This is a genomic window from Streptomyces sp. NBC_00019, assembly GCF_045041015.1.
GTDB lineage: Bacteria > Actinomycetota > Actinomycetes > Streptomycetales > Streptomycetaceae > Streptomyces.
On the sequence record NZ_CP108302.1, the window covers coordinates 881,883 to 907,650 of the forward strand.

General features: G+C 70.9%; 22 protein-coding genes. 3 read left to right on the plus strand and 19 right to left on the minus strand.

Annotated elements, in window-relative coordinates; all coding sequences use genetic code 11:
* Positions 1-119 precede the first annotated feature (119 nt).
* The gene (locus tag OHU89_RS04365; protein ID WP_405639957.1) at positions 120-1,304 is read right to left on the minus strand and encodes a PP2C family protein-serine/threonine phosphatase; all 1,185 of its coding nucleotides are present in this window, start codon (positions 1,302-1,304) and stop codon (positions 120-122) included.
* Between the two features lie 183 nt (positions 1,305-1,487).
* On the opposite strand from OHU89_RS04365, the gene OHU89_RS04370 reads away from it, so the two are divergent.
* Positions 1,488-1,919, plus strand: coding sequence for a MarR family winged helix-turn-helix transcriptional regulator (locus OHU89_RS04370; RefSeq protein WP_405639959.1), 432 nt, complete (start codon positions 1,488-1,490; stop codon positions 1,917-1,919).
* Between the two features lie 82 nt (positions 1,920-2,001).
* Here the strand turns inward: OHU89_RS04370 and OHU89_RS04375 are convergent, their stop codons facing one another.
* Positions 2,002-2,373, minus strand: a complete 372-nt coding sequence (locus OHU89_RS04375; protein ID WP_405639961.1) for an STAS domain-containing protein — start codon at positions 2,371-2,373, stop codon at positions 2,002-2,004.
* A 218-nt stretch (positions 2,374-2,591) separates the two neighbouring features.
* Between OHU89_RS04375 and OHU89_RS04380 the strand changes: the two genes are divergently transcribed.
* Positions 2,592-2,927 (plus strand): STAS domain-containing protein, encoded by a 336-nt coding sequence (locus tag OHU89_RS04380; protein WP_405639963.1) that lies wholly within the window; start codon positions 2,592-2,594, stop codon positions 2,925-2,927.
* On the opposite strand, the gene OHU89_RS04385 is transcribed toward OHU89_RS04380, so the two are convergent.
* The 14 genes from OHU89_RS04385 to OHU89_RS04450 form a co-directional block, all read right to left on the minus strand.
* Positions 2,905-3,651, minus strand: a complete 747-nt coding sequence (locus OHU89_RS04385) for a 4'-phosphopantetheinyl transferase family protein (protein ID WP_405639965.1) — start codon at positions 3,649-3,651, stop codon at positions 2,905-2,907. The two genes, OHU89_RS04380 and OHU89_RS04385, sit on opposite strands and share 23 nt — an antisense overlap.
* Before the next feature lie 32 nt (positions 3,652-3,683).
* The gene (locus OHU89_RS04390; protein ID WP_405639967.1) at positions 3,684-4,844 is read right to left on the minus strand and encodes an acyl-CoA dehydrogenase family protein; all 1,161 of its coding nucleotides are present in this window, start codon (positions 4,842-4,844) and stop codon (positions 3,684-3,686) included.
* Complete coding sequence (locus OHU89_RS04395) at positions 4,841-5,488, minus strand: hypothetical protein (protein WP_405639969.1); 648 nt, start codon at positions 5,486-5,488, stop codon at positions 4,841-4,843. The genes OHU89_RS04390 and OHU89_RS04395 overlap by 4 nt, the downstream gene beginning before the upstream one ends.
* A complete protein-coding gene (locus OHU89_RS04400) occupies positions 5,485-6,387 on the minus strand; it encodes a hypothetical protein (protein WP_405639970.1) in 903 nt (300 codons plus the stop codon). Before OHU89_RS04400 ends, OHU89_RS04395 begins: the two co-directional genes overlap by 4 nt.
* 6 nt (positions 6,388-6,393) lie before the next feature.
* Complete coding sequence (locus tag OHU89_RS04405) at positions 6,394-6,690, minus strand: acyl carrier protein (protein ID WP_405639972.1); 297 nt, start codon at positions 6,688-6,690, stop codon at positions 6,394-6,396.
* 35 nt (positions 6,691-6,725) lie between these two features.
* Positions 6,726-8,021 carry a type III PLP-dependent enzyme gene (locus tag OHU89_RS04410; RefSeq protein WP_405639974.1) on the minus strand — a complete coding sequence of 432 codons (1,296 nt, stop codon included), beginning with the start codon at positions 8,019-8,021 and terminating at the stop codon, positions 6,726-6,728.
* Positions 8,018-9,415: a hypothetical protein gene (locus OHU89_RS04415; protein ID WP_405639976.1), complete on the minus strand. Its 1,398-nt coding sequence runs from the start codon at positions 9,413-9,415 to the stop codon at positions 8,018-8,020. The genes OHU89_RS04410 and OHU89_RS04415 overlap by 4 nt, the downstream gene beginning before the upstream one ends.
* A 16-nt stretch (positions 9,416-9,431) precedes the next feature.
* Positions 9,432-10,364 (minus strand): 3-oxoacyl-[acyl-carrier-protein] synthase III C-terminal domain-containing protein, encoded by a 933-nt coding sequence (locus tag OHU89_RS04420; RefSeq protein ID WP_405639978.1) that lies wholly within the window; start codon positions 10,362-10,364, stop codon positions 9,432-9,434.
* Positions 10,361-10,666: an acyl carrier protein gene (locus tag OHU89_RS04425; RefSeq protein WP_405639980.1), complete on the minus strand. Its 306-nt coding sequence runs from the start codon at positions 10,664-10,666 to the stop codon at positions 10,361-10,363. The genes OHU89_RS04420 and OHU89_RS04425 overlap by 4 nt, the downstream gene beginning before the upstream one ends.
* Positions 10,667-10,702: 36 nt before the next feature.
* A complete protein-coding gene (locus OHU89_RS04430) occupies positions 10,703-12,466 on the minus strand; it encodes an acyl-CoA dehydrogenase (RefSeq protein WP_405639982.1) in 1,764 nt (587 codons plus the stop codon).
* On the minus strand, positions 12,463-14,178 hold the full coding sequence (locus tag OHU89_RS04435) for an acyl-CoA dehydrogenase family protein (protein WP_405639984.1): 1,716 nt from the start codon (positions 14,176-14,178) through the stop codon (positions 12,463-12,465). Before OHU89_RS04435 ends, OHU89_RS04430 begins: the two co-directional genes overlap by 4 nt.
* Positions 14,175-15,947 carry a fatty acyl-AMP ligase gene (locus OHU89_RS04440; protein WP_405639986.1) on the minus strand — a complete coding sequence of 591 codons (1,773 nt, stop codon included), beginning with the start codon at positions 15,945-15,947 and terminating at the stop codon, positions 14,175-14,177. Before OHU89_RS04440 ends, OHU89_RS04435 begins: the two co-directional genes overlap by 4 nt.
* 562 nt (positions 15,948-16,509) lie before the next feature.
* Positions 16,510-16,941, minus strand: a complete 432-nt coding sequence (locus tag OHU89_RS04445) for an ATP-binding protein (RefSeq protein WP_266897449.1) — start codon at positions 16,939-16,941, stop codon at positions 16,510-16,512.
* Positions 16,942-17,098: 157 nt separating this feature from the next.
* Positions 17,099-17,677: a helix-turn-helix domain-containing protein gene (locus OHU89_RS04450; protein WP_405654302.1), complete on the minus strand. Its 579-nt coding sequence runs from the start codon at positions 17,675-17,677 to the stop codon at positions 17,099-17,101.
* A gap of 105 nt (positions 17,678-17,782) precedes the next feature.
* Between OHU89_RS04450 and OHU89_RS04455 the strand changes: the two genes are divergently transcribed.
* Positions 17,783-19,186: an MFS transporter gene (locus tag OHU89_RS04455; protein ID WP_405639988.1), complete on the plus strand. Its 1,404-nt coding sequence runs from the start codon at positions 17,783-17,785 to the stop codon at positions 19,184-19,186.
* A 10-nt stretch (positions 19,187-19,196) separates the two neighbouring features.
* Here OHU89_RS04455 and OHU89_RS04460 read toward each other — a convergent pair whose 3' ends face one another.
* The 3 genes from OHU89_RS04460 to OHU89_RS04470 all read right to left on the minus strand — a co-directional run bounded on the left by OHU89_RS04460 (position 19,197) and on the right by OHU89_RS04470 (position 25,755).
* The gene (locus OHU89_RS04460) at positions 19,197-21,701 is read right to left on the minus strand and encodes a SpoIIE family protein phosphatase (protein WP_405639989.1); all 2,505 of its coding nucleotides are present in this window, start codon (positions 21,699-21,701) and stop codon (positions 19,197-19,199) included.
* Positions 21,702-21,777: 76 nt separating this feature from the next.
* Positions 21,778-24,900 (minus strand): response regulator, encoded by a 3,123-nt coding sequence (locus OHU89_RS04465; protein ID WP_405654304.1) that lies wholly within the window; start codon positions 24,898-24,900, stop codon positions 21,778-21,780.
* Positions 24,901-24,975: 75 nt separating this feature from the next.
* Positions 24,976-25,755: a HAMP domain-containing protein gene (locus OHU89_RS04470; RefSeq protein WP_405639991.1), complete on the minus strand. Its 780-nt coding sequence runs from the start codon at positions 25,753-25,755 to the stop codon at positions 24,976-24,978.
* Positions 25,756-25,768 lie beyond the last annotated feature (13 nt).

Consider the following 25,768-nt stretch of genomic DNA (forward strand, 5'->3'; position numbering starts at 1 on the left):
AGTAGTGCGCTCGCGTGACCCGCGGTGGCCGAAGTCCGGCCGCAGGTGACGCAAACTGTTGCCGAACGACAACTGTAACGATTCTGTTCCGTGACAGGTGTCCGGGGTCGGCCGGCCCGCTAGGGCGTCGGCTGCCTGCCGAACCAGTCGAGACAGACCACCAACGCGTCGTCGTCCGGCTCCGGGCGGCCGCGATGCCCCCTCAGTTCCCGCAGCACCGCGGCCGGTACGTCGGCGGCCGGCAACAGCCGCGTGGCCGTGATGGCCCGCGCGAGAGCGTGATCGCCGTACGGTTCGCCACCCGGCGCAGGGACCATGTGCACCCCGTCGCTGACGAACAGGAGACGGTCGCCCGGGTGCAACTGGTAGTCCTGCGCCACGTAGTCGGTTTCCTCGAACATGCCGAGCGGAAGCTGTGCCTCGAGGTCGACGGAGGTCACGGTCCCGTCCCGCATGCGCAGCATCCGGGGCGAGCCGGCGTCGACGATCTGTACGCGCCCGGTGCCCAGTTCGAGATCCACGAGCAGGACGGACAGATACGCCTCGCCCCGGTACTGGGCGTAGACGGCCTGGTCGGCGAGGGCCGCCTGGTCCGCGATGGGGATGCCCGCCCGCCGTGCGTTGCGCAAGGCGTTGATCCCGAGGTTGGTCAGCAGGGACGCCTCGATCCCCTCACCCATGCCGTTGGTGACGTAGAGCAGGAGACGGTCGGCCGACACCGACCAGTCGAAGTTGTCGCCGAAGATCGCGTAGGCGGGCTCCAGTTGGGCGCCGAGCGCGTACTGCGGTCCCGCGCAGGACCGGGCCGGGAGCAGCTGCCACTGCATCTCCGCGGCGAGCGTGAGCCGCTCCTTGCGCCGGGCCCGCTGATAGAGGTCGGTGTCGCGTTCTGCCACCACCACCTCGTGCCCCAGGACCTGGGCCACCGCGGCCAGTTCGGCCAGTTCGTCGTCGGGCCGCGTGCCGGGCGGCAGCATGACCGACAGCACCCCCAGCCGGTCGCCGCGCACGGTGACGGGGAGGTGCACGTGCGTCCGCCCACCCTCGCCCTGGGACACGAACGGCTCCTGCGCCCCGAAGGAGCGACCGGCCGCACTGCCGTGCACCGGCAGTGTCCGCGACGGACCTGCCGTCGCGGACACGGGCTGCAGCACGGTCGACCCGTAGTCGACCAGGAGCAGGTCCACGCTCTCGGCGCCGTACTGCCCGCACAACACGTCGCGGACGGTCGTCGGCAGCTGGTGCGGAGCCGCGGAGCGCAGGGCGCGCTCGGCGGCCACGAATCTGTTCACGTTGTCGGTCATGTCATTCCGTGCGAGGGCGCGCCGCCGCGTCTGCACCGTGACGACGGCTGCGCCCGTTCCTTCCGAACCATGCCCGCTGTCGCGCATCGTGCGCCGGGGCGGGCTGACAGGGCGGGGTAAGACTGAGAAGGTGTCGGGGTGACGATCTCGCACCCTCGCCCGCGGCCCCAGGAGGTCGCGCGCGTGACCTCCGAGGCGGCCGAACTGCTCGAAGTTCTGTGGGGCCGGGCCTCGACGGCGCCGGTCTCCGCCTCGCAGCTGCGGGTTCTGTTCGTCCTGGAACACAACGAAGGCATCAACCTGCGCACGCTCGCCGACGCGCTGGGCTCCACGCCTCCGTCGACCAGCCGGCTGTGCGACCGGCTGCAGGCCGTGGGGTTCGTGGAGCGCAGGGCCGCCATCGCGAGCCGGCGGGAGCTGGAGCTGTACCTGAGCCGACGCGGACGGGCCTTCCTCACCGACCTGCGCGCTCGTCGGGAGAGCGCCGTGCAGTCCGTGCTCGAGCAGATGCCGACTTCCCAGCGATCCGCGCTGCTGAAGGGACTTGAGGCGTTCTGCGCCGCCGCGGCTGCACAGATCCACGAGGACGGCGAGTCCGCCGCCCGTAGCGCCTGACGCCACTTCATCCCCGACCCCTCCCGCGCGTGCGAGCTCACTCTCTTGCCTTGGCTTCATAGTTTTCAAACGGCAACTGTTGTCACGAGTGCGGCTGGTCGACGAGGGTGAGCGCCTCCTCGACGCTCCCCGACACCGGAACCGTGATGCTGACACCGGTCAGATCCAGAATCCGTCGTACCGCGGGCGGGGGCGAGATGATGTGGACGCTGCCGGGCAGCTCTCGGGCCTCCTGGTAGACGCGGAGGATGATGTTCATGCCGGACGAGTCCATGAACGGCACCTGCGAGAGATCGAGCAGGAAGTGCCGTCGGCCGTGGTGCAGTTGGTTGGCCAGATGGTGCTGGAACTCGGTCGCGGTGTCGACGTCCAAATAGCCCTGCACCGTGATCAGGGCCACATCCTCACGGAGCAGGCCGACCTCGACGGACAGGGGGTTCTGGGCAACGGACACATTTACCTCCAACAACAGCGTGTACAACGGCCAGGGCTGATGACCTTCTCGCCTGCGGGTCGCAATGCCCGCCGCGGATGCGCGATTACCCCTGAACGCGCACGTCATGCACCGCGCCCGCACGGGCCGTTCGACGTGTGGGGCGCCACGTGACACGGTGGAGGGAGCCCAGCGGCCGCTCACCGGCCACCAACCCCCACGGAAAAGGGGCCCGCAGAATGGGCACTCACATCTCCCTGAGTCCCGGCGGTCACGCCGCCACGCTGACCGTGGACAACGACATCGACGACCGTGCGCGGTCCGCCATCGAGAGCGCGGCGACCCAACTGCCGCCTTCCGTACGTCAACTCACCCTCGACCTCGCCGACGTCGGCTTCGTGGACTCGGCTCTCCTCCATCTCGTCCTCACGATCGACCGGTCCGTCACCGACCGCGGCGGTCTTCTGAGGATCGTCGGCCTACGCCCGCAGCCGCGCCGGGTGCTCACACTCGCAGCCGACCTGTGCCCCGAGGGCCGCTGGGAGGCCTACCTCACCTCTCCCGGGCTGAATTGACGCCACCCTTGAGTGGTCGCACCCACGTGCTCCCCGGATGGGCATGCCTGACCGAGATCCTGGGAGCCGCCGCCCCCGCGACGGCCAGCGCCGCCAGATAGCCGTCCGGCACCGGCAGGTCGCGCACCGACCAGACGCCGCGGATCTGCCCGGACGGATCGCGGACGACGTCGGCGTCTGTGTCTGTGTCGGGGCACACCGGCAGGCTCAGGCCCTGAGTGAGGCGCGCGCCGGCGGCCTTGACCACTGCCTCCTTGCGGGTCCACAGCCGCAGGAAGCGCTCGGCGCGTTCCGTGGGGCCCGCGGCCGCCGCCACGAAACGGGCGTCGGACGCGGGGAAGAAGCGCTCGGCGAACGGCTCGACCGACAGGCCCGGCCGCAGCCGATCCACATCGACCCCGACCTCGGCGTGCCGGGTCACCGCCACCAGAGCGAGCTCACCGGAATGGGAAAGGTTGAACCGCAGACCGGGACTGTCCGCGAGCCGTGGTTTGCCATGACGTCCCCGCTCCAGGCGCAGTTCCTCGGGAGGGACGTCGAGGTAGCCGGACAGAATCCGCCGCAACGCGCCATGCGCGACGACGAAACGCCTGCGGTCGGCCGCGAAACGACAGCGGCCGGCATGCTCGGCCTCCCGCCCCGACAGACCCCGGGACAGCGCCGCCACCGTGGCCGACGGCGCGTCCAGCGGCACCGTCCAGACGTCCACCCTGGGCTCGTCCATGTCAGAGCCGGCTCGCCGGTACGAGGCCGGCGTCAGTCACGGCGGAGACTTCCCTGGACCAGGCCCGTGAACAGGTTGAGCTTCTGGATGTTGCCGGTTCCCTCCATGAACTCCACGCCGCGGGCGTCCCGGGCGAGCTTGTCCAGCAGGGGGTGGTCCAGCCGGGCGCCGGGGCCGAAGCAGGCGAGCGCTTCGAGCGTTGCCTCCTCGGCGAGGCGCGAGGCACGTGCCTTCGCCGCGGACGCCAGGTAGCCGGCCGCCGGTTCGTTGTCGTCGACGGCGATCGCCGAGCGCCAGATGAGCTGCCGGAGCTCCGTCAGACGGAGGGCGAGACGGTCGAGCCGGTGACGTTCGGCCGTGTTCAGGGTGCGGCGGTTGTCCAGGACGTACTCGTAGGCGGCCCGCGCGATGCCCAGGCCGAACGCGGCGACACCGGGGCGGAGCCGGTTCAGGCCTTGCACCGCGCTCCACATGCCCCGCTGGGTGGCCCGCAGATGCCTGCCGAGCACCTGGTCGGCAGGCACACGGACGTCGTCGAGGGTGACGGCGGTGAGGCGCAGGCCGCGCAGCCCGATGGTTTCCAGGGGCTCGGCGGTGAGCCCGGCGGCCGAGGTCTCGATGAGGACCGCGGTCACGCCGAGCGGCCCTGGACGGGTGCGGGCGAAGACGATGCCCAGGTCGGCGCGGGCCGCGTTGCCGATGTAGCGCTTGGCCCCCCGGAGCACGAAGTGGTGGTCGCCGTCCGGGGTGAGTGTGGTGCTCATCGCCCCCGCGTCCGAGCCGCGGTCCGGTTCGGTCAGGGCGAAAAAGGTCCAGGTGGGCTTCTCCATGATCCGGCTGTAGAACCACTTCTTCTGCTGCTCGTCGCCCATGGCATCGACCAGCACACCCGACATCACCGGCCCCGGTGACGCCAGCAGCATGCCGGCGTCACCGACCGCCGCCTCCTCGGCGAGGACGACCCGCTCCAGGGTTCCGGTGCCGTAGAAGCGATGCCCGTCGATGACCACCGGGTCGGGATTGAACTCGGGCGGCACCGTCATCCTGGTCAGGTACGACACGATGGCCACGTCCAGATGGCGGTGGATCGCGTCCGGGTCCTGGTCGAGTTCCAGGGCGAGGGGCTTGAGTTCCTGCGCCCACGCGCGGGCCTGGCGCTGGAACGCCAGTGTCCTGTCGTCCAGCTCGATCATGCCGCTCCCCCATGCTCCCCGGCGCGGGCCGGGCCGAAGTAGACGTCGGCGATCAGCTCTGACACCCGGGCCACCTGGCCCGGCCCGTCCGCCAGGAAGCTCACGGCACCGAGCAGCCGCAGCAACATCCGGTCGGTCTCGGTGATCTGGGCGTTCAGGCCAGCCAGGACGCCGTCGTCGAGGTCGCCCGGCGTGGCGCCGGCCAGCATGGTCTCGATCTCCAACTGCTCGATCACCACCTCCGCGACGCCGCCCTTGACCATCTGCTGGTGGAGCAGCTTCGCGTCGCCGACGGTACGGCCGCCGAGATGAGCGAGCACGGCATCGAGCAGCCGCTCCGAGACGCCGAAGCGCAGACAGGTCACACCCAACGCCCATGCCGTCCAAGGGGTCCCGCTTAGTGGTTCGGCTGGGCTCCGCGTCGCGATGATGGTGCCGTCCTCCACCGTGATGGTCGCCATGACGTCCTCGGTGTCAGCACCGGCCATGCCTGCGGCCGCCACCACGTGTCCGCCCGGGCCGCGGGGCGGCGTGCCGTCGCAGACGGTCTCGCACAGCAGGGACAGCGCCGAGACGAGACCGTCGTGGCGGGCGGTCCGCCGGTACCGCATCCATTCGCCGGTAGCGGCCGTACGGCCGCTCATGTCCCCTCCTCCAGATCCAGTGTGCTCACGCACAAGTACCGCAGCGTGCTGTCGTATTCGGCTACGACAAGGCGGCGCGGCCCGTCTCCCGCGTACTCGGGGAGTACGTCGGCCAGGGCCGACCAGGGGCCGGTGCACGGACGGCCCGGCGGCGCGGGGCGCACGTCGAGTCCCGGCCCGAACTCTTCGGCGTCGAGGCCCTGACCGGTGATGAGCGTGGTGGGCCGGCCCGCGCCGCCGCCGTCCGGCTCGTTCAGCACCGCGTCGAGCGTCGCGCGGACCTCCTCCCGCGCGACGCCGGTGAGTTGCCGCGTCACCGGTTCGCCCGCGCGGCCCTCGGGGCCGAAGAGCAGCGCCACCGCGCAGTCCTGCCGGGGCACGTCATGCGCCCCCGGGGTGTCGTACAGGAAGGCCCGCTGATCGAGCAGGACGACCAGGGCGTGCCGGAACGCGTCGGCGTCGGCGTACTCCGAGACCAGACGCAGGGCCGTGAACCCGGTGGCGGTCCCCTGGTCCGAGAGGTTGAAGGCCAGTGGGTCGCCGGGCAGCGCATCGGCCAGGAAGCAGGATGTGGAGCGGCGCGGATCGGCGTCCGGGGCGGTGTGGGCGACGAGCACCAGATCCAGGGGCTCCTCCAGCGGGGGCAGGTCGGCGAGGAGTTCCTGGGTCATCTCGATGAAGGTGTTGCGCTCGCCCCGCTCCAGAAGCTCCGGGCGGAACTCCACCGAGTACGGACGCACGAGGTCGGCCTGCATCCGGCTCAGGCTCGGCTCCAGCGGATCGGGCAGGAAGGGCCTGCCACCGGAGAAGGTCCGGCTGACCAGGCGCGACAGGCGCAGCGGCGCCCGCCGGGCAGGCGCCGCTGCGTCGACCGGGCCTGGGGGCGTGGTGAGGTACATCGGCGGTCAGGCCCCGGCCTGCTCGCCGGCCTGCTCCCGGACGAGCGCGGCCAGCGACCCGACGGTCTCGAAGTGGTGCTGCTCGAGATCGTCGGTGTCGAACTCCATTCCGAGCTCCTCCTCGATCGTCATCAGCAGCCCGAGCACGGTCGTGGAGTCCAGGCCGAGTTCGTCGAACAGCCGACTGTTCTCGGTGATGGTGGCGGCGTCGACCTGCATCGCCTTGGCGAGCGAGTCGGCGATCGTGGCGACGGCCCGGCCGTACAGGTCAGCGGTGTCGGCGTCCGGTGTGGTGTGCTCCATCGTTCACCTCTCGTGTCTCGTGTTGTTGGGGGGGGTCAGGGGGAGACGTCGGCCGCGTCGTTCGCGGTCGGGTCGTAGAGTCGCTGTCGCAGCAGGAGGTCGTCGGGTCTGTCCCGCTCCCGGACCAGGTGGCACCGCCCCTCGTGGACCAGCACCTCGGCCGGGTAGCCGTGGCTGAGGAACAGCCCCGGTGAGGCAGTTGGGCCGTAGGCCCCGGAGCGGTGCACGCCGATCAGGTCGCCGGGCCGTACCGGTGGCAGGGAGACCTTCTTGCCGATCGTGTCGTTGGGGGTGCAGAGCGGCCCGGTGACGTTCCACTCTTCGGTCGGCGGCTCGTCGAGCCGGTTGAGCACCGCCATGGGGAAGTTGCGCTTGACGAACGAGCCGATGCCGACGGCCGCCATGTGGTGGTGGGTGCCGCCGTCGGCGACCGCGAACCGCTCCCCCATCGAGGTCTTGGTGTAGCGGACGCTCATCACGTAGGTGCCGGCCTCGGCGGTGAGGTAGCGGCCCAGCTCCATGATCAGCCTGGTGCCGGGGTGCCGGGCGGTGAAGTCCTCGATGACGGGGTTGAGCCCGTCGGTCAGCACCTTGGCGTCCAGGTCGCTCTCGCCGGCGAAATAGGCGACGCCCAGACCGCCGCCCACGTCGACCATCCGCAGGTCGAGGTGCAACGCGGCCGACAGTCGCTCTGCCAGAGCGAGGATGCGGGTGGTGTTCTCGATGACGACGTTCTCGTCGAGGATCCGGGTGCCCATGTAAACCTGCACCCCCATCAGGTCAACGTCGGGAAACTGCTTCACCAGGTCGGTCCGGGCGAACAACTCCTCCTCGTCGATGCCGAACTGGCGCGGCTTGCCGCCCATCGCCAGCCCGGAGCGCTTGACCGCGAAGCGCGGGTTGACGCGCAGCGCGACCGGCGCCCGCACCCCCCGGTCCCGGGCCAGCTCGTCCACCAGAGCCACCTCGGGAAGGGACTCGCAGACGATGGCGTGGATCCCGGTGTCCAGGCAGGCGGCCAGCTCCTGCCGGCTCTTGCCCGGGCCGAGGAAGATCACCTGTTCCGGTGGCACACCGGCCCGGCGTGCGGTCGTCAGTTCCACCAGTGACGAGACCTCGGCCCGGGCGCCGAACGAGTGCAGCAGCGCACAGACCGAGATGTTCGGGTTGGCCTTGAGCGAGTAGAAGATCTCCATGGCCGGGTGCAGCCGGCCGCGCAGCCCGTGGAACCGGTCCCGCAGCACCGTCCCGTCGTAGACGAACAACGGGGTGTCATATCGCCGGGCCAGCTCGGACACCGGCACGCCCTGCACCTGGAACTCACGTGTCATCCTCGTCCCTCTCCCCTGGTGCTCTCCGCGACGGCGGCCAGCCTGCGGCCGATCTCGTCGTCCAGTGCCGCAGTCCGGTCCGCCGAGTCGGCGACGACGACCCCGTGGAGACGCCCGTCGAAGTGCGCCCCCGGGGCCGGTTCTCCGGGCGACGCGGCCGCGTTGACGGTGGCGTAGTTGTTGATCAGCAGCCCGGTGCCCCGGGCGGGGTCGAACAACAGGTCCGCCACGGCGCGGCGGAGCGACCCGAACGGCAGCGGCGCGCCGAGCCGTAGGGGATATCTGCGCACCAGCGCCGTGCTCCCGGTCCCGATGAAGGCTTCCTGGATCGATGCCTGGTACGTGGACATGTTGTGGCGCGCGTTGATCTCGACCAGCGGGTAGAGGCCGCCGTCGGGATCGATCATCGCGTCGACGCCGACGACCCCGAAGTACCCGTCGTCGGCCAGCCGCCCGCCCAGCAGGTGGGAGACCTCCGTCAGTTGGGCCGTCTGCCGCTCCGTGAGCCGCGCCGGGATCCGATGGCCCAGGTGCACCCCACCCTCGGTCAGAGCCTCCTTGACGAAGTCGACGTGCACGCTGCCGTCCCGGCCGACGGTGAACTGGTAGTTGAGGTCGGCGCGCTTGGCCACCCACTCCTCCACCACCAGGCCGACCCGGTCGTTCCCGGCCTTCCGCGCCCGGCTGAGGATCATGCGGTGCAGCCGGTCCAGGCGGCGTTCGTCCTCGACCACCTCGATGCCCTTGCCCGAGACGCCGAAGGCGTCCTTGAGGACGACCCGGCGGCCGTCGGCGAGCAGCGCGCGGGCGGCCTCGACCGCCGCGTCGAGTTCGGCCAGGCCGGCGCAACTCCAGCCGCGGGACTGCCGGATGCCCAGTTCGTCGGCCAGCCGCCGGCTGTAGATCTTGCTGTTGACCGCCTTGCAGATCGCCGCCGGCGGGGCGGCCAGCGGGATCCCGGCGCGTTCGGCCAGCCGCTCCTCCAACTCACTGACCCCGTGCGCGCAGACGACGCCACCGCGAGCACCGAGCCTGCCCAGCTCGCGCAGGACCGGCCGGTCCTCCAGCGCGTCCTGGGTGACGGTGCTGCGCGGGTCCTGGCGCTCCACCACGAGCATGCCCGGCAGATCGAACCCGAGTTCCTCCAGGTGGCTCAGATAGTCGGCGTCAGGTCTTTCCTTCAGTACGACGTGGTCACCCTTGCCGGCGAGCAGCAGGGCGAACTCGTCCATCCGGTTGACGATGACGTTCCCCGAGCCGAACCCGAGCCTCGGCAGCCCCATCTCGCCGCGGGCCCACTGGTCCTCGACCTCGAAGTTGCCGAGGAACACCAGTTCCGCCTCACGGGTCCCGGTCAGGGCCGCTTTCAGGCGGCTGGTGAAATTCCCGGTCATCTCGTCCACCCCCCTTTCAGTGCTCGAAGAGCATCGCCGAGAAGGTCGAGCCGAGACCGACCGTGGCGAGCAGATAGCGGTCCCCCGGGCGCAGCCGGCCCAGATCGAGGGCGGTCCGGTAGTTGATGAAGGGATCCGCGGAGAAGCAGTGTCCGGTGACCGGCACGTTGTCCAGGAAGAAGCGCTCCAGCGGGAGCCCGAGATGTTTGGCGAGCCGCGTCCACGACAGCCGGCTGACGTTGTGCGGGAAGATCATGGTGAGGTCGTCCAGTGTCAGCCCTGCCTTCCCGACCGCCGCCAGCATGACCTCGGCCAGCGCCTCGATGTAGATCCGCTGGTACTCGACGGACAACTCGTGGGTGAGCGACAGGCAGTCGTAGAAACGGCCGTGGGTGCGGGCGGCGTAGCTCAGCATCCGGTCCCGGTCGTCGTGGGTCCCGACGAGCACCGCGGCCGCGCCCTCGCCATTGATGGCCGTGCCCGGCACCATCTGTGCGGCCCGGGTGAAGGTCTTCTCGCCGGTGAGGACCAACGCCAGCGCGTCCGGATCACCGGCGCTCGCCAGCAGCTTGCCGACCAGGTCCACCGCCAACAGCCCTGAGGCGCAGGCGTGGTGGGTCACCGCGAACGCCGTGGCGTGCCCGAGCCCGAGCGTGTCACGCACCTCGTGTACGGGGTTGACCGGATGGGGAACGACGATCGGCATGGTCCGCGCCTGGACCACGTACCGCACCCGCTCCTCCCTGCCGCGCAGTGCGTCGAGCTTGCCCGCGGCGGCCAGCAGTAGATCGGTGTGCGTGCCGCCGGGCTCGCGGCGGACCTCCGCCAGGCCGTGGTAGCGCCGGTAGACCTTCATCTCCGAGGCGCTGAGGCCCAGTTCGTCGCTCAGCTCTTCGATGGGTATCCGCCGCGACGGCAGATAGGCCGCCACCTCCTCCAGCGACGTCATCCGTTCTCCCCCGCCGGGGAGGCCTGGGCGAGCGTTTCCTCCAGGTGTCGCGTCAGGGCGTCGATCGTCGGGTGGTCCCAGGCCACGGTCGGCTCCAGAACCAGCCCGAGGTGGTCCTCGATGTCGCCGCAGAGGGTCAGCGCGTAGACCGAGTCGAGACCGTAGGTCGTCAGCGTGGCGGTGGTGTCGATGTCGGCGACGTCGAGTTGTACGTAGTGGGCGACCCGTGTGCGCAGCCAACTCCGCAGTTCGGTGTCCGACGGAGCAGACAGAGCTGACGGGGCCGATTCGGGGCTGTTCATCTCATTCTCCTTGTCATCGATGGCGGCGGCTTGTCATCAATGGCGGCGCTGTCCGGGCAGGCGCCGGTTCGACAAGCCGAACCCGCGGCGGTCGCGGTGCCGGGAAAGGACCTCCGCCGACAGCCGTTCGGTGACGTGCCCGGGCCGCTGCCCGGGGTCGCGGCCCATCCGTTCGGCGATCCGGCCCAGCGCCGCGACGGCCCAGCGGGCATCGCCGAGGAACGCGTCGTGCCGCTCCCGGTTGTGGAGCCAGATGTTCACGCAGGAGATCGCCGCGAGCACCGCGGCGTAGCGCGCCGCCAGCCGCAGTGCCTCGGGCCGGGCGGCGACGGTGAGGTCCCCGGGGGCCAGGGCGGCGCATTCCCGTCGGACGTCGGCCTGTTCGGCCGCGATGACGAGAACCAACCGGCGCAGCTCGCTGTCCAGTTCAGAGGAGTCGAGGGCCGCTGAGAGCGAGGCGTTGAGGCTGTCCCGGCCGCCCGAGCTGATCGACAGCCGCTCGAAGGGCAGCGGCGGCAGGTCCGCGCCGAGGTGGAACACCCCGGCGGGCGGCTGGGTGTCGTCCAGCCACCCCTTGCGGGCCAGCCGAGGGAGTTGCGGCAGCACGGTGCTGAGGCAGGCCACGCGCGCGGTGTGGCCGAAGCCCGCCGGCGCCAGGTCGCGCAGGTGCTTCTGGAAGATTCCGTAGCCGCCGTCGCGGATGTAGAACTGAGCGCCCAGTACCCGCGACAGCGCGTCCATGGCGTCCATGAGGAGGGTGGTCACGAAGTACTTGGCGGCCGAGGCGTACAGGCTGGTCTCGCCGGGGAGTAGATGCACCGAGCGTGCGGTCACGGTGGCAAGGCAGTCGCAGATCAGCAGATCGGTGAAGGCGTCGGCGAGGATCGCGCCGATGTGCGGCATGCCGGCCAGCGAACGCCCGTACAGGACGCGCTCGTCGGCGAACCGGGCGGCGACGTCGAGGCCGGTCTCCAGGATGCCCACGGTCATCGCCGGCAGCGCGGTGCGGGTGATCTGGAAGGAGCGCAGCGCCGTCTCCATGCCGAGCCCGGGCGCGCCCAGCGCCGCGTCCGCCGGGATCGGGCAGTCCCGGAACTCCAGTCCGCCGAGCTGGACCCCGCGCATCCCCGCGCTGGGAAAACGCGGCAGGTGGACGGGCGCGCCTTCGGGCAGGTCCGCCTTCTCCACGAACAGCTGCGAGTGGCTCCGGCTGCCCGGCGCGGCCGACGTGCGCGCGAAGAGCACCATGGCCTCGGCGCGTTGGGCATTGGCGATCACTTCCTTGCGCCCGTTGAGCCGTAGCCGCCCGTCGTCGCCCGGCAGCGCCGAGAAATCGGCCCGCGCGACATCGTTGCCGTGCGCCAGCTCGTGGTATCCGGAGACGGCTCGGCCACCCGCCAGCAGCACCTCGGCCATCCTGCGGCGCTGCCGCGCGTCGCCCGCGGCCCAGACGTTGACCGCGGGGATGAGGCTGGCGGCTCCGTATCCGAGGCCCAGGCAGGGGTCGTGGCGGAAGACCGTCCGCATCACCTCGATGAGGTGGTCGAGCCGGGTCAGCCGTCCGCCGAGCTCGGGCGGGACGAATTCGGCGTTCAACCGGTAGTCGTCCAGCAGCCGTTCGCCCGCGGCAAGCATCTCGCCCGCCTCGTCGGCCGCCAGCACCGCGGCGTGGCCGGTCGGATTGCCCGGATCCCAGGGGTCGCCGAACCGGCGTTCAAGGTCGTCGACGGAGGCGGCCGCTGGGTCGTCCGGTCGGGCGATGCCCGCGGGGGCGTCACGCGCCCGGGTCTTGTCGATCACGAGGTGACCACCGAGGTCGGAGGAGCGGTGGGACGACCGGCTGCACGAGCGTCGAAGAGCCGGTCGAACACCTCGCCGTCGGTCGGCCGTCCCGGCGGGCGCACCGACCGCAGCACGTGGGTGAGGACCGCCTCCAGCCACAACAGGTCCTCGCCGGGTGTGCGGTTGTGCAGCCACACGCTGAGGGCGGCCGCACCCGCGAAGCACTGCTCGTAGCGGCGCGCCAACGCGAAGGCCTCCGGCCGTATTTCCTGGGAGGCGGGCGGGCTCAGCGCCAGCTCGCCATGGAGCCGGTCGCAGCTGTCGGTGAGCTCCTCGGCGAGCTCGGCCACGCGTGCGGGCGCCTGGCCTGCGGTCGCCAGCGCACGCAGTTCACCGCTCGCGGTGCGCAGGCTCTGCGTGAAGCTGCACCCGCCGCGCGCCAGCAGGCTCAGCCGGTCGAGCCGGGCCGGGGGCGGCGGGGCCGACAGGTCGGCGGCGCGGGCGACGGCCTCCTCGTCGGCGGTGCCCTCCTGATGACCGCGGACCAGCACCGGGAAGTGGTTGATCAGGACGTGCTGGTTGACGAAGGTGCTGCCGTCGAAGATGCCGACCACCCGGTGGTCGCGTTCCAGCTTCTGGAACGCGCCGTGCTCGTGGACCTCGGTGAGGAACGCGCGGGCGCCCAACAGCTCGCCGCAGGCGGCGATCAGCTCGTCGACGCGGGTCGGGACGTACGACTTGGCCACCGCGGAGATGACGGTCATCTCCTGCGGCAGGGTGTGCACACTACGGGCCGCAAGCACGCTCACGATCTCGGCGGCGTAGAGCGCCGCGTACGCCTCTCCGAGTACGCGGCGTACGTGCGGCAACTCGATCAGCCGGCGGCCGTAGAGCTCGCGCCCTGCGGTGAACTCCTCGGCCAGCCGCACCGCCTGGTCGGCGGCGCCGAGCGACAGGGCCGTACAGGCGGTCCGGGTGAGCTGCAGCGCCTTGAGCACGATCTCCAGGCCTGCGCCCTGTTCGCCGATCAGCGCGTCGGCCGGGAACGGGCAGTCGTCCAGCGCGATCCCGCTGATGTCGGCGCCCCGGATGCCGTGCGTGGGCACCTTGGGCAGCGGCCGCCAGCGGTCCGCCGGGAGCCGTCGTTTGTCGGCGAGCAGCAGGCTGAAGCCGCGTGGCCCGCCCTCCGGCCGGGTGCGGACGAGAAGGCAGAGCAGCGTGCCGCGGGTGGCGTTGTTGATCAGCCATTTCTCGCCGTGCACGCGGAAGCCGCCGGGTTCCGGCGTGGCGGTCATTTCGCCGGCGAGCAGGTCGCTGCCGTGGCCGCGCTCGGTCAGGCCCCATGACACCGGCGCCCCCGCGATGATGTCGGCGCCGAGTTCGCGTGCCTGCTCCGGACGGCCCGCCAGCCACATGCAGACGCCCCCGAGGAACGTCTTGCCGTGCCCGATCGCCACGGTCAGGTCGCGGCCGGCCACCGCCCGCAGCGCCGCGGCGAGTTCGTCGTAGCGGGTCAGCGCGCCGCCGAACTCGGCGGGCACGTACAGGCGCGGCAGCCCCATGCGGTCGAGCTCCCGGCAGCTGTCGGCGGGGAACCGCTCGTCGCGGTCCAGCTCGGCGTTGCGGGCGTAGGAGAGGGGTGACGCGGGGTCGGTCGGATCACCGAGCGCCCGGTCGAAGCCGTCGAGGTCGACCCGGCCGGTGTCCATGAGCAGGTCGGTCACCGTCACGAGGCGTCACCGCCCGCCGCGTCGCCGAGCCGGGCGCGGACGGCCGGCGACAGCTCCGCATGCAGGATCTCCAGCTCGCCGCCGAGAAACCGCCGGCGCAGCAGCCGACGCTGAATCTTGCCGCTGGTGGTCCGCGAGACCGTGCCGGGAGGGACGAGCACGACGTTGTGGGCGGGCACCCCGACCTCCCGGGTGAGGCGGTCGCGGACACCGGCGACGGCGCGGGCCAGCTCGTCCGGCTCCACCTGGCGGGCCCGGTACTCGCGGACGACCACGACCTCCTCCTCGGGCACCGGCACCGAGAAGGCCGCACCGACCCCGCCTTCCAGAGCCGGGTGGGCCTGGCGCGTCGCCGCCTCCAGGTCCTGCGGGTAGAGGTTGCGGCCGCGGACGATGATCAGCTCCTTGCTGCGGCCCGTGACGTACAGCTCGCCCTCGTGCAGGATCCCCAGGTCACCGGTGCGCAGGAAGCCGCTCTCCCCGTCGGGCGTGACGGCGTCGAAGACGCGCCGGGTCTCCTCGGGCCGTCCCCAGTAGCCCCGGGCCACGTTCGGACCGCGCACCCAGATCTCGCCGACCCGGCCGTCCGGCAGCGCCCGGCCCGCGTCGGCGTCGATGATCCGGACGTCGAGGTACTGGGCGGGGCCGCTGCTGACGATGCGGTGCAGGGGCGCGTCGGAGGCCGGGGGCAGCAGCTCGCCGCGCTCGAACGCGGCGGCGTCCACCTCGGTGATCACGGCGCGGCGGGCGGGCCGGTCGCCGCAGACGACCAGGGTCGTCTCGGCCATGCCGTAGCCGGGGAGCATCGCCTCGGGTCGGAGCCCGGCGGCGGCGAATCGCCGGGTGAACGCCTCGACGGTGGCGGCCTGGACGGGCTCGGCGCCGTTGACCGCGCACCGCCAGCGCGAGAGGTCCAGGTGGGCCAGTTCCTCGTCGGTGATCCGCTGGAGGCACAGGTCGTAGGCGAAGTTCGGGGCGGGAGAGAAGTCGATGCCGTGCCGGTCGATCAGCGTCAACCAGGTGTGCGGGCGCTTGAGGAAGGCGATCGGCGGCATCAGCACGCTGCGACCGCCCAGGACGAGGGGTGTGAGGAGCAGCCCGATCAGCCCGAAGTCGTGGTAGAGCGGCAGCCAGCCGCCCACCGGGCGGTCGGCGCTCATACCGGCGATCGCCGCGAGGATCTCGGCGTTGGCCAGCAGGTTGGCATGGTCGACCATGACGCCCTTGGGGGCGGCGGTGGACCCCGAGGTGTACTGGAGGAAGGCCAGAGCGTGCGGGTCGGCCGGTGGCGGCCGCCACCGGTCCGCCGCGGGCAGCTCGTGCGCGGCGGAGTCGGGTGCGAGCACGGTCACGCCCTGGAGTTCCTGCTCCTTGGCCCAGGACGCGAGCGCTTCCAGGTCCGTCCCCTCGGCCAGGGCGCCGACCGCTCCCGCGTCGCGGGCGATCGCGGCGAGCCGGCCGGCCTGCTTGCGCTGCGGGCCGTCGGGCGGTGGCGCGGGCACCGGGACCATGCCCGCGTACATGCAGCCCAGGAGGGACCGCGCGAACCCCGGCCCGGAGGGATGCAGTACCAACAGGCGGTCGCCGACAGCGAACCGTTCCTGCAAGAGCGCGGCGACCCGGCGGGCGGCACGATCGAGCTCCCCGTACGTCATGGTCTCGTCGGCCTCGGCGCGGAGCGGATCCGCGCTGAAGATCAGGGCGGTCCGGTCACCGTGCTCGTCCGCCCTCGCACGCATGAGTTCGACGAAGGTCCTGTGCTCGTGCATGCAGTGTCAGCCTCCATCGGCGGGACGGTCTCGACGGCGGAACGGCGGGCGACCGAGCGTCACCCAGGGGGCAGCTCCCTCCACACCGGCCTGCGAGAGCGACCCATGTGACGCAAGGGACAGATGGGGCTGGCCATTGCCCCACCCTAAAGGTCATTCCGGCGCCGCCGGATGAGTAATTGGCAAGACTTGCTGGCGAGTTGAGGCTCAAGCCGCTGCGGATCGTTCGATAAGAGGGCCGTTCGGTACTCCTCGGCAAAAGGGTGGGCAGAATGCGACAAGGCGAGCCGGGTATCTGCTGAGGTGAGCACGGCACAGGTTCTGACCTGGTCGGGACAGGGCTGTTCCTCGAAGGCGCAGAAAGGGTGCTTTGACCACATGACCGCACAGCATGGTCGTACGGCCGACAGGGCAACGATCGCGCCCCCCGGTGACGACCGCGTCGGCGGCCCGGGAGTACGCGCGGTCGGTCGTACGGCAGCGATGGGACTCGGCGTCCCGCACGGCACGCGAAGAAGTCGATCAGCGTGCTGGTCCCGCTGCGTGCCCGGCCATAACGCCCTCACCAGGGAAGAAAGACGTGTATGTCCTTCCCGTCGTCCTTCGTGACGACGCTGACCTGGCTGCACAGGGTATGGATCAGATACCAGCCGACCCCGCCGTCTCTGTCGCGTCGGAAGGGCCGCGGGGCCGGGGGTGTGCTGCTTGTGTCGTGGACGACGACATGCACGCCGTCGAAGGTCCTGCGGAGTCGGACCTCGAAGGGGCCCGGTGCGTACTGGACCGCGTTCGCGGCCAGTTCCGTGACGACCAGGAGGATGTCGTCCCAGTGTTCCGGCGCGGCCGGCGGTGTCACCCGCGCGAGGCCGTCCAGGAACTGCTCCGCGTCGAGGCGGGCGTCCGTGACGTCGTGCAGCTCGCCCGGGTAGCGTGTGGCCCGCTCCCGGACGGTCCCGGAGGCCGCACTCCGGTCCCGACTGTGCTCGGTTGTCATCTCGCCTTCCCCCGCTCGGAGCCGCGCCACCGCCTGACCGGCTCACTGGTCCCTGTGGTCCCTTGGTTTCCCACGGGGGTGCGGGCTACGCGTACCGCGAGCGGCCGGCCCGCCGTGGCGTGCCCGCGGATTCGGACGACGGGCCGGGTGTTGCGGGTCACGACGTGGCTGACGGGCCCGTGCGGATGACGGCTTGGTCGCCGTGGGGGCCGAACAGGTGCAGGATCTCCACTGCGTTCGCATCGGCGGGGCCGAACCAGTGCGGTTCGCTGGTGTCGAACTCGGCCACCTCGCCCGGGTGGACGGTGAACTCGCGTTCTCCCAGGATGAGACGGAGTTCGCCGGCGAGCACGTAGAGCCACTCGTAGCCGGCGTGGGTCACGAGTTTCGGTTCACGGTGGGCGAGCACCTGCTTGAAGACCTGGACCCTGCCCGGGTACTGCGTCAGGGGCACGAGGACGCTTCCGCGCTCCCTGCGACGGGGTTTCAGGTGAACGCGTGGGTCACCGGTGGCTGGAGCCGCCACCAGTTGGTCGAGCGCGACGCGGTGCGTTCGCGCGAGCGGGATGAGCAGGTCGAGTGTCGGGCGCCGCTTGCCTGACTCCAAGCGCGACAGCGTGCTCAGAGAGATCCCGGTGTCCTCCGCGAGTGCCTCGAGCGTGAGTCCGCGGTCGCGTCGCAGTGCTCGCAGCCGTGGCCCGATGCTGTCGAGTATCTCCACGAGTTCGGCGTCCATGGGGTCCATGGGGTCCATTTTGCAGTCTTCGCAAATCTGCTGGGCCGGTGCTGTCACCTGATCCGAACATGGGCCGCCAGACGACCCCGTACGGAAGGTGGACCCGTGACCGCGACAATCTTGGCTGCCCGACCCGCATTGAGCGCACGTCGACGTTGGACGGTGCTGGCCGTCTGTGCGCTGAGCATGTTCCTCGTCGGCCTCGACACCACCATCGTCAACGTGGGCCTGCCCGTGATCGGCCGCGGCCTGAGCGTGGGCACCCGCGGTCTGGAATGGGTCGTGGATGCCTACACCGTGGTCCTGGCCAGCCTCCTCATCTCCTCCGGCGCCCTCGCGGATCGCTTCGGCCGACGTCGTGTGTTCCAGTGCGGACTGATCGTCTTCGGCGCTGCGTCACTGGCATGCGCGGTTGCTCCGTCGCTCGGATTCCTCGTCATGGCACGGGCCGTCCAGGGCGTCGGCGCCTCGATGCTGAGCCCCGTGGCCCTGGCGATCGTGGTGAACGCGATGCCCGATCCACGGGAGCGAGCCCGGGCGATCGGCGTGTGGGCGTCGGTCTTCGGGCTCAGCATGGCGGCGGGCCCGGTGACCGGCGGGTGGCTCATCGCCACGTTCGGCTGGCGATCGGTGTTCTGGATCAACGCACCGATCATCGTCGCCGCCCTCATCCTGGTGGCGGTGCTCGTACCCGAGTCACACGGACAGCGCGCCCGGCGGCTGGATCTGCCCGGCCAGGCACTCCTCGCGGTGGCTCTGTGCGTCTCGGTCGGTGTCCTCATCGAAGGACCCCGCATCGGTTGGGCCTCGCCCGTGGCGATGGCCGGCTACGCCCTGATCGTGGTTGCCACGGCCGGGTTCACATGGGTCGAGCTGCACCGGCGCGAGCCGTTGATGGATCTCGGGCTCTTCCGGCGACCGCCGTTCGCTTCGGCGGTCCTGGGCGCCATGGCAGTGTTCGCCGCGCTCAACGTGACTCTCCTGCTCAGCACGTTCTATCTCCAGCACGCCCGCGGATGGACGCCGCTCGCGTCAGGCATGGCGACCCTGCCCATGGCGCTCGGGGCCACTCTGTGCGCGCCGTGGTCCGGCAACCTGGTGGCGCTTCTCGGACCACGACGTCCGCTCGTCCTCGCGGGCGGGTTCACCGCCGCCGGTGGCCTGTGCATGGTGAATATCGGTCAGGACACGAGCGTCCTGCTGATCCTGCCGGCCCACCTGCTCATCGGCATCGGGTTCGGCTTCGCCAACGCACCCATCACCAACACCGCGGTCAGCGGTCTGCCGCCATCCCGCGCCGGCGTGGCCGGGGCCATCACCTCCACCGCACGCCAGGTCGGCTCAGCGGTCGGTATCGCTGCCGCAGGGGGTCTGGTCTCAGGCGTCAGCCCCGCCGACCTCGCCCAGGCGACCCGTCCCGGATGGCTGCTCGTGACCGCCTGCGGCCTGTTCCTCCTCGTCGTGGCTCGAGCCGCGCACGACTCCGAGAAGGCGTCACCGACGCCCTGACGCCGTACCGCTAGGTCACCCGGATGCCCACGACGCATGTGTCGTCGTCCGTGTCGGACCTGCTGTGGGTGAGCAGACGGTCCAACTGCTGTTCAAGAGTGGGCTGCAGGGTGCGAGCGGTCCTCAGCAGATGGGCCAGCGACTCCTCCACGGAACGGTCACGGCGTTCGATCAGGCCGTCCGTGTACATCAACAGGGTGTCCTCGGCGGCCAGTTGCATCTCGTGTTCCTGGTACGTCGCCTCGGGCACGGCGCCGAGCAGCAGACCCTTGACCAAGGGCAGCGTCGTCGCCTCGCTGCCGCGCACCAGGACCGGCGGCAGATGCCCTGCCCTGGCCCAGCGCAGGTTGCGGCGGTCGGGATCGTAGAGACCGCAGACCGCCGTGGCGGTGACGGCCCCGCTCAGGTGGTGGGCCACCATGTTGAGCCAGGACAGCAGCTGGCCCGGCCCGGCACCGGTGACGGCGAGCCCGCGCAGCGCGTTGCGCAGGACGACCATGCTGGTGGCCGCCTCGATGCCGTGTCCGGCGACGTCCCCCACGCACAGCAGCACCAGCCCGGAGGGCAACACGACGGCGTCATACCAGTCGCCGCCGACCAACTGCTCCGTCTCGGCGGGCCGGTAGCGCACCGCCACGCGCAGCCCGGGTGCCTCGAGCGGTGCCTGCGCCGGCGGCATGATGGCGTGCTGCAACTGCAGGGTCAGACGGTGGCGTTCACTGGCCTGCTGCTCGGTGTGGGCGAGCTGGTCTCGGGTGGCCGCGAGCGCCACCTCCGTCCAGTGGTGAGCGGAGATGTCCTGGTAGGCGCCCCGTACGAGATGCAGGCGGCTGTCGGAGTCGAGGACCGGCTCGGCCGCCACCCGCAGATGCCGGGTCACGCCGTCGGGCCGCAGCAACCGGAAGGCGGTGGAGGCCGGCCGGTGGTGGTGCAGGAGGGTGCGCAGGAACCGGCCGATGGCGACCGCGTCGTCCGGGTGGGCGTGGGCGGGCAGACCCTCCAGCGAGATGGGTCCACTGGAGACCGGCTGGCCGTAGAGGTGGTAGAGCTGGCTGTTCCAGGTGATCTCACCGGTCAGGAGGTTCTCCTCGAAACCGCCGATGCGACCCAGCCGTTGGGCGTGCTGGAGCAGGTTCGCCAGGCGCGCCGTCTCGTCCTCTATCCGCCAGATGAGCAGCACACTTCCCCCGTGCCTGCTGATGCTGACGTCGGCGACCGCCGCCAGCGGCACGTCGTCCAGCAACTCGGTGAGCCGCATGCGGTGGGCGCGAAAAGGCTCCCCCGTGGCGTGGACGCGTTCGACCTGCTCGAACAGTCCGCTCTCACCGGCGGCCATCGGGTACGCCTCCAGCAGGAGGGCCCCGCCCACCACGCCCCGCGGCCGGCCCGCGGGGTCCAGAAAGCGGGCGTTGACATGCTGGATACGGAAGTCGACGAGTTCCCCCGCGGCATCCACGTGCGGGACGAGGACCAGGGCGGGGTCATGGAGCCCGTCGGCCAGGTCCATCAACTCGGCGGCGTCGGGCAGGACTCGGGGTCCCAGGGCGCCGTCGTCGCCGTACCGCGGGTCGTACGACTCCAGGGTGTGCGAGCACAGCTCCGCCAGAGCCTCGATCTGCCGGACGATCTGCGGGGGCTGGGGCTCCAGCCGGGTGGGCCAGACGATCTCCAGGACACCGTGGATGCGGCCCGCGGTGCCGGCCGGCACCGCGACCCGGCCGCCATCGGGGTGCTGATGCCGGCCGACGGAGGGCAGACCCGTGTCGGACAGACGGCCGATCCACTGGCCCGTCCGTTCCGAGAGACCCCGGCGCGCCACGGTCGCCACGCCCGGCGGCACGTACCGCCAGCGCCCTGCTTCCGCGGGGGAGAATCCGGCGCTGCCCGCGAGGGTGAGCGAACCGTCGGAGCCCAGGGCCCAGATGGCCACGGCCACCGCGCCCAGCGGGGTCAGTGCGTGGGCCAGCAGGGAGTCGGCGACGCTCTGCGCGTCCTGTGCGGCCAGTGCGGCACTCTCCGCGGACCGCAGTCCCACAGCGGCCGAGCACTGTTCCGGCGTACCGAGCGCGACGGTCCGGCCCGCCGCGGCCGCGAGGAAGGCGGTCGTCACTTCGGAGAGCCGGTCCCGCGAGGCCTGGTTGATCACCTCGACGGCGAACTCGAGCGGAGTCACACCCGCCTGTCCGGTCAGCTCGGCCAGCTGCCGAGCGGCCTGCGCCGGCCCGCACCCCAGACGCTCGACGAGGATGCCCTTGGCCAGTTCGATCAGGGCGCGTCCGTCCGCCTCCGCCTGCGCCGCGCGGACCTCCCGGCGCAGCCGCTCCACGGTCGCCGCGAGCCGGCCGACGGGCGTCTGGCCGGCGGCGACGTCCTCGCCGTCGGCCCCGGCCCCTGTCGGGTCCGCGCCGCTGCGGGCTCCGGGCAGCGAGGTGGAGCCCTGGCCGTGGGATGGAGCAGGGCCGGTCGCCGGGTCGTCGGCGCCTGCCGGATCGGGCGGCTGGTGAAGTCGGCTCACGATGGGGCTGTTCCTCGGCTCGAACGTCCAGGGACGACCATTGGTCGGCGGGTACACACGGCGGCGTGACCTTCCGTCATGCGAGCAGCCGGCGTCGTACGCGGCCGATGAGGTCGTTGGCGTCGACGGGCTTGGTGACGTAGTCGTTCGCGCCCGAGGCGAGGCTCTTCTCCTGGTCGCCCGGCATGGCCTTCGCGGTGACGGCGATGATGGGCAGGTTCGCGTACTGGGGCATCCGGCGGATCTCCGCGGTGGCGGCGTACCCGTCCAGCTCCGGCATCATCACGTCCATCAGCACCAGGGAGACTTCCGGGTGGGCGAGCAGCATCTCGATGCCCTTGCGGCCGTTGTCGGCGTGCAGAACCTGGAAGCCGTGCAACTCCAGCACCCCGCTCAGCGCGAAGAGGTTGCGCGCGTCGTCGTCGACCACGAGGACGGTACGGCCCCGGAAGGAGTCGTCCACCACCTGCTGGGCCGGCTGCGGGGACTCCTCCGTGTGCACGAGGGCCAGGACGTCGCCCGGTTCCTCCGCGGACAGGTGCAGCGTGATGTGTTCGCGCAGCTCGTCCAGGCTGGAGAGGAAGTCCAGCGGACGGCCGCCCGCACGGGAGCGCAGCGTCTGTTCCTGTGTCAGGTCCAGCCGGTGGCTGGTGTGGACGAGCACGGGCACGCTGGCCAGCGCCGGGTCGCCCTGCATGGCTTCCAGCAGCTGCACCCCCTCCTCGTCCGGCATGCCGAGCTCCAGCACGACGCAGTGGCAGGGTTCGGCGGCCAGCGTGCCGGCTGCCTCCTGGGCGCCGACGGCGGTGATGATGTCGATCGTCCCGCGCGGGTCGTCCGAGTCCGGCGCGAGGTCGGCGACGGCGCGCTCGGCGACAAGGGTGAGCAGACCGCGCAGCCGCTCCTCGACCACGAGCAGGCGGCGCCTGCGCCGCTCGGGCGCCGCGGGGGAAGCGGGCGGTGCCTCGGAGGCGTCGGCATCGTGCGGCGCTTCCAGCGGCCGGCCGCCGCCGAGCACTTCCTCGAAGTCGGCGTGGGCGACGGGCAGATAGAGCGTGAAGGTGCTGCCCTGGTCGGGTGTGCTGTCGACGGTGACGGCCCCGCCGAGCAGATGGGCGATCTCCCTGGTGATCGACAGACCCAGCCCGGTGCCGCCGTACTTGCGGCTGGTGGTCCCGTCCGCCTGCTGGAACGCCCCGAAGATCGTCTCCAGCTGCTGCTGCGGAATCCCGATACCGGTGTCCTTCACCCGGAAGGCCACGACCGGGCCACCGCGAAGGACACCCAGGGGCACCTCCCGATCCGCGGCGGGTTCGATACGCAGTTCCACACCGCCCTGCTCGGTGAACTTCACCGCGTTGGACAGCAGGTTGCGCAGGATCTGACGCAGCCGGGAGTCGTCGGTGAGCAGGTCGGCGGGGGTGCCCGGCGCGGTGGCCACGGCGAAGTCCAGGCTCTTCTGCGTCGTCATCGGCCGGAACGTCGCCTCGACGTACTCCAGCAGTTTGCGCAGCGGGACGCGTTCGGGGGCGACGTCCATCTTTCCGGCCTCGACCTTCGACAGGTCGAGGATGTCGTTGATCAGCTGCAGCAGGTCCGAGCCCGCCGAGTGGATGATGCCCGCGTACTCGACCTGCTTGTGGGTGAGGTTGCGCGAGGGGTTCTGGGCGAGCAACTGGGCCAGGATCAGCAGGCTGTTGAGCGGGGTGCGCAGCTCGTGGCTCATGTTCGCCAGGAACTCCGACTTGTACTTGGACGCCAGCGCCAGCTGCTGGGCGCGGGTCTCCAGTTCCTGTCGTGCCTGCTCGATCTCCAGGTTCTTGGCCTCGATGTCGCGGTTCTGCGAGGCCAGCAGCGAGGCCTTCTCCTCCAGCTCGGCGTTGGAACGCTGCAGTTCCTCCTGCTGGATCTGCAACTCCTGGGACCGGGACTGGAGTTCGCCGGTCAGACGCTGGGACTCGTCGAGCAGCTCGTCGGTACGGGCGTTGGCCACGATGGTGTTGAGGTTGACGCCGATGGTCGGCGTCAACTGGGTCAGGAAGTCCTGGTGGATCTGGGTGAAGCGGGTGACGGAGGCCAGCTCGATGACCCCGAGGACCTGGTCCTCGACCACGATCGGCAGCACCACCAAGGCACTGGGCACCGTCTGTCCGAGGCCGGAGGAGATGGTGACATAGCCCGGCGGCAGCTCCTCCACGGTGATGGCGCGGTGGTTGCGGGCGGCCTGCCCGACCAGCGAGCGCCCCACGGGGATACGGACGGGCCGCTCGGCGTCGTCGGGGTAGCCGTACGAGCCCACCAGCCGCAGCTCGTGACCGCGCTCGGTGTCCTCGGCCAGGTAGAAGGCGCCGTACTGGGCGGTGACGAGCGGCGCAAGCTCGTCCATGATCAGCTCGGCGACGACGGGCAGCTCCCGGTGGCCCTGCATCAGGCTGGAGATCCGGGCGAGGTTGGTCTTGAGCCAGTCCTGCTCCTGGTTGGCCCGGGTGGTCTCGCGCAGGGACTCCACCATGGAGTTGATGTTGTCCTTGAGCTCGGCGACCTCGCCGGAGGCCTCCACGGTGATCGAGCGGGTCAGGTCGCCCTCGGCGACGGCGCTCGCGACCTCGGCGATCGCACGCACCTGCCGGGTGAGGTTCCCGGCGAGTTCGTTGACGTTCTCCGTCAGCCGCTTCCAGGTTCCCTCGACACCCTCCACCTCGGCCTGGCCGCCCAGCCGGCCCTCACTGCCCACCTCACGGGCGACACGGGTGACCTCGGCGGCGAACGACGACAACTGGTCGACCATCGTGTTGATGGTGGTCTTCAGCTCCAGGATCTCGCCCCGGGCGTCGACGTCGATCTTCTTCGACAGATCGCCGTTGGCCACGGCAGTCGTCACCAGAGCGATGTTGCGGACCTGGCCGGTGAGGTTGTTGGCCATGGAGTTGACGTTGTCCGTCAGGTCCTTCCACGTGCCGGCCACGTTCGGCACGTGCGCCTGTCCCCCGAGCCGCCCCTCGGTGCCGACCTCGCGGGCGACCCGGGTGACCTCGTCGGCGAACGCGGACAGGGTGTCGACCATGGTGTTGATGACGTCGGCCAGGGCGGCGACCTCGCCCTTGGCCTCGACGGTGATCTTCTGCGACAAGTCTCCGCGCGCGACGGCGGTGGCCACCTGGGCGATCGAGCGGACCTGACCGGTCAGGTTCGACGCCATCACGTTGACGTTGTCCGTCAGGTCCTTCCAGGTCCCCGACACACCCCGGACGATCGCCTGGCCCCCGAGATTGCCCTAGGTGCCGACCTCTCGGGCGACACGGGTGGCTTCGTCGGCGAACGCGGACAGCTGATCGACCATCGTGTTGATGGTGTTCTTCAGCTCAAGGATCTCACCCCGGGCATCCACCGTGATCTTCTGAGACAGATCCCCCTGCGCCACCGCGGTGGCCACCTGGGCGACATTGCGGACCTGGGAAGTCAGGTTGCCCGCCATGAAGTTCACGGAGTCCGTGAGATCGCGCCAGGTGCCCTTGACGCCCTTCACATCCGCCTGCCCGCCCAGCCGGCCTTCGGTGCCGACCTCTCGGGCGACGCGGGTGACCTCGTCGGCGAACGCGGACAGCTGATCGACCATCGTGTTGACGGTCTCCTTGAGTTGCAGGATCTCGCCGCGCGCGGGCACGTCGATCTTCTGCGACAGGTCGCCCTTGGCCACCGCGGTCGCCACCTGGGCGATGTCGCGCACCTGCGTGGTCAGGTTCCCGGCCATGGCGTTGACCGAGTCGGTCAGGTCGGCCCAGGTGCCCGAGACTCCCGGAACCTCCGCCTGGCCGCCCAGGGTGCCCTCGGTGCCCACCTCGCGTGCCACGCGGGTGACTTCGGAGGTGAAGAGGGACAACTGGTCGACCATGCCGTTGAAGACCGTGGCGATGTCGCCGAGCAGGCCCTCGCCGTCGGACGGCAGCCGGGTGCCGAAGTCACCGTCACGGACGGCGGTCAGGCCGGCCAGCAGCTGCCGTAGCTCCTGCTCGCCCGGGGCCCGTTCCGCGGCCTCGATCGTCTTGCCGGTCATCCGCACCCTCGTT

Bases quoted from the DNA above. Each gene is read 5' to 3' on its own strand.
- OHU89_RS04365 (WP_405639957.1), bottom strand. From the start codon at position 1,304: ATGACCGACAACGTGAACAGATTCGTGGCCGCCGAGCGCGCCCTGCGC.
- OHU89_RS04380 (WP_405639963.1), top strand. From the start codon at position 2,592: ATGGGCACTCACATCTCCCTGAGTCCCGGCGGTCACGCCGCCACGCTG.
- OHU89_RS04385 (WP_405639965.1), bottom strand. From the start codon at position 3,651: ATGGACGAGCCCAGGGTGGACGTCTGGACGGTGCCGCTGGACGCGCCG.
- OHU89_RS04390 (WP_405639967.1), bottom strand. From the start codon at position 4,844: ATGATCGAGCTGGACGACAGGACACTGGCGTTCCAGCGCCAGGCCCGC.
- OHU89_RS04395 (WP_405639969.1), bottom strand. From the start codon at position 5,488: ATGAGCGGCCGTACGGCCGCTACCGGCGAATGGATGCGGTACCGGCGG.
- OHU89_RS04400 (WP_405639970.1), bottom strand. From the start codon at position 6,387: ATGTACCTCACCACGCCCCCAGGCCCGGTCGACGCAGCGGCGCCTGCC.
- OHU89_RS04405 (WP_405639972.1), bottom strand. From the start codon at position 6,690: ATGGAGCACACCACACCGGACGCCGACACCGCTGACCTGTACGGCCGG.
- OHU89_RS04410 (WP_405639974.1), bottom strand. From the start codon at position 8,021: ATGACACGTGAGTTCCAGGTGCAGGGCGTGCCGGTGTCCGAGCTGGCC.
- OHU89_RS04415 (WP_405639976.1), bottom strand. From the start codon at position 9,415: ATGACCGGGAATTTCACCAGCCGCCTGAAAGCGGCCCTGACCGGGACC.
- OHU89_RS04420 (WP_405639978.1), bottom strand. From the start codon at position 10,364: ATGACGTCGCTGGAGGAGGTGGCGGCCTATCTGCCGTCGCGGCGGATA.
- OHU89_RS04425 (WP_405639980.1), bottom strand. From the start codon at position 10,666: ATGAACAGCCCCGAATCGGCCCCGTCAGCTCTGTCTGCTCCGTCGGAC.
- OHU89_RS04440 (WP_405639986.1), bottom strand. From the start codon at position 15,947: ATGCACGAGCACAGGACCTTCGTCGAACTCATGCGTGCGAGGGCGGAC.
- OHU89_RS04445 (WP_266897449.1), bottom strand. From the start codon at position 16,941: ATGACAACCGAGCACAGTCGGGACCGGAGTGCGGCCTCCGGGACCGTC.
- OHU89_RS04450 (WP_405654302.1), bottom strand. From the start codon at position 17,677: ATGGACGCCGAACTCGTGGAGATACTCGACAGCATCGGGCCACGGCTG.
- OHU89_RS04465 (WP_405654304.1), bottom strand. From the start codon at position 24,900: ATGGCGTCGAACCTGACCGGTCAGGTCCGCTCGATCGCCCAGGTGGCC.
- OHU89_RS04470 (WP_405639991.1), bottom strand. From the start codon at position 25,755: ATGACCGGCAAGACGATCGAGGCCGCGGAACGGGCCCCGGGCGAGCAG.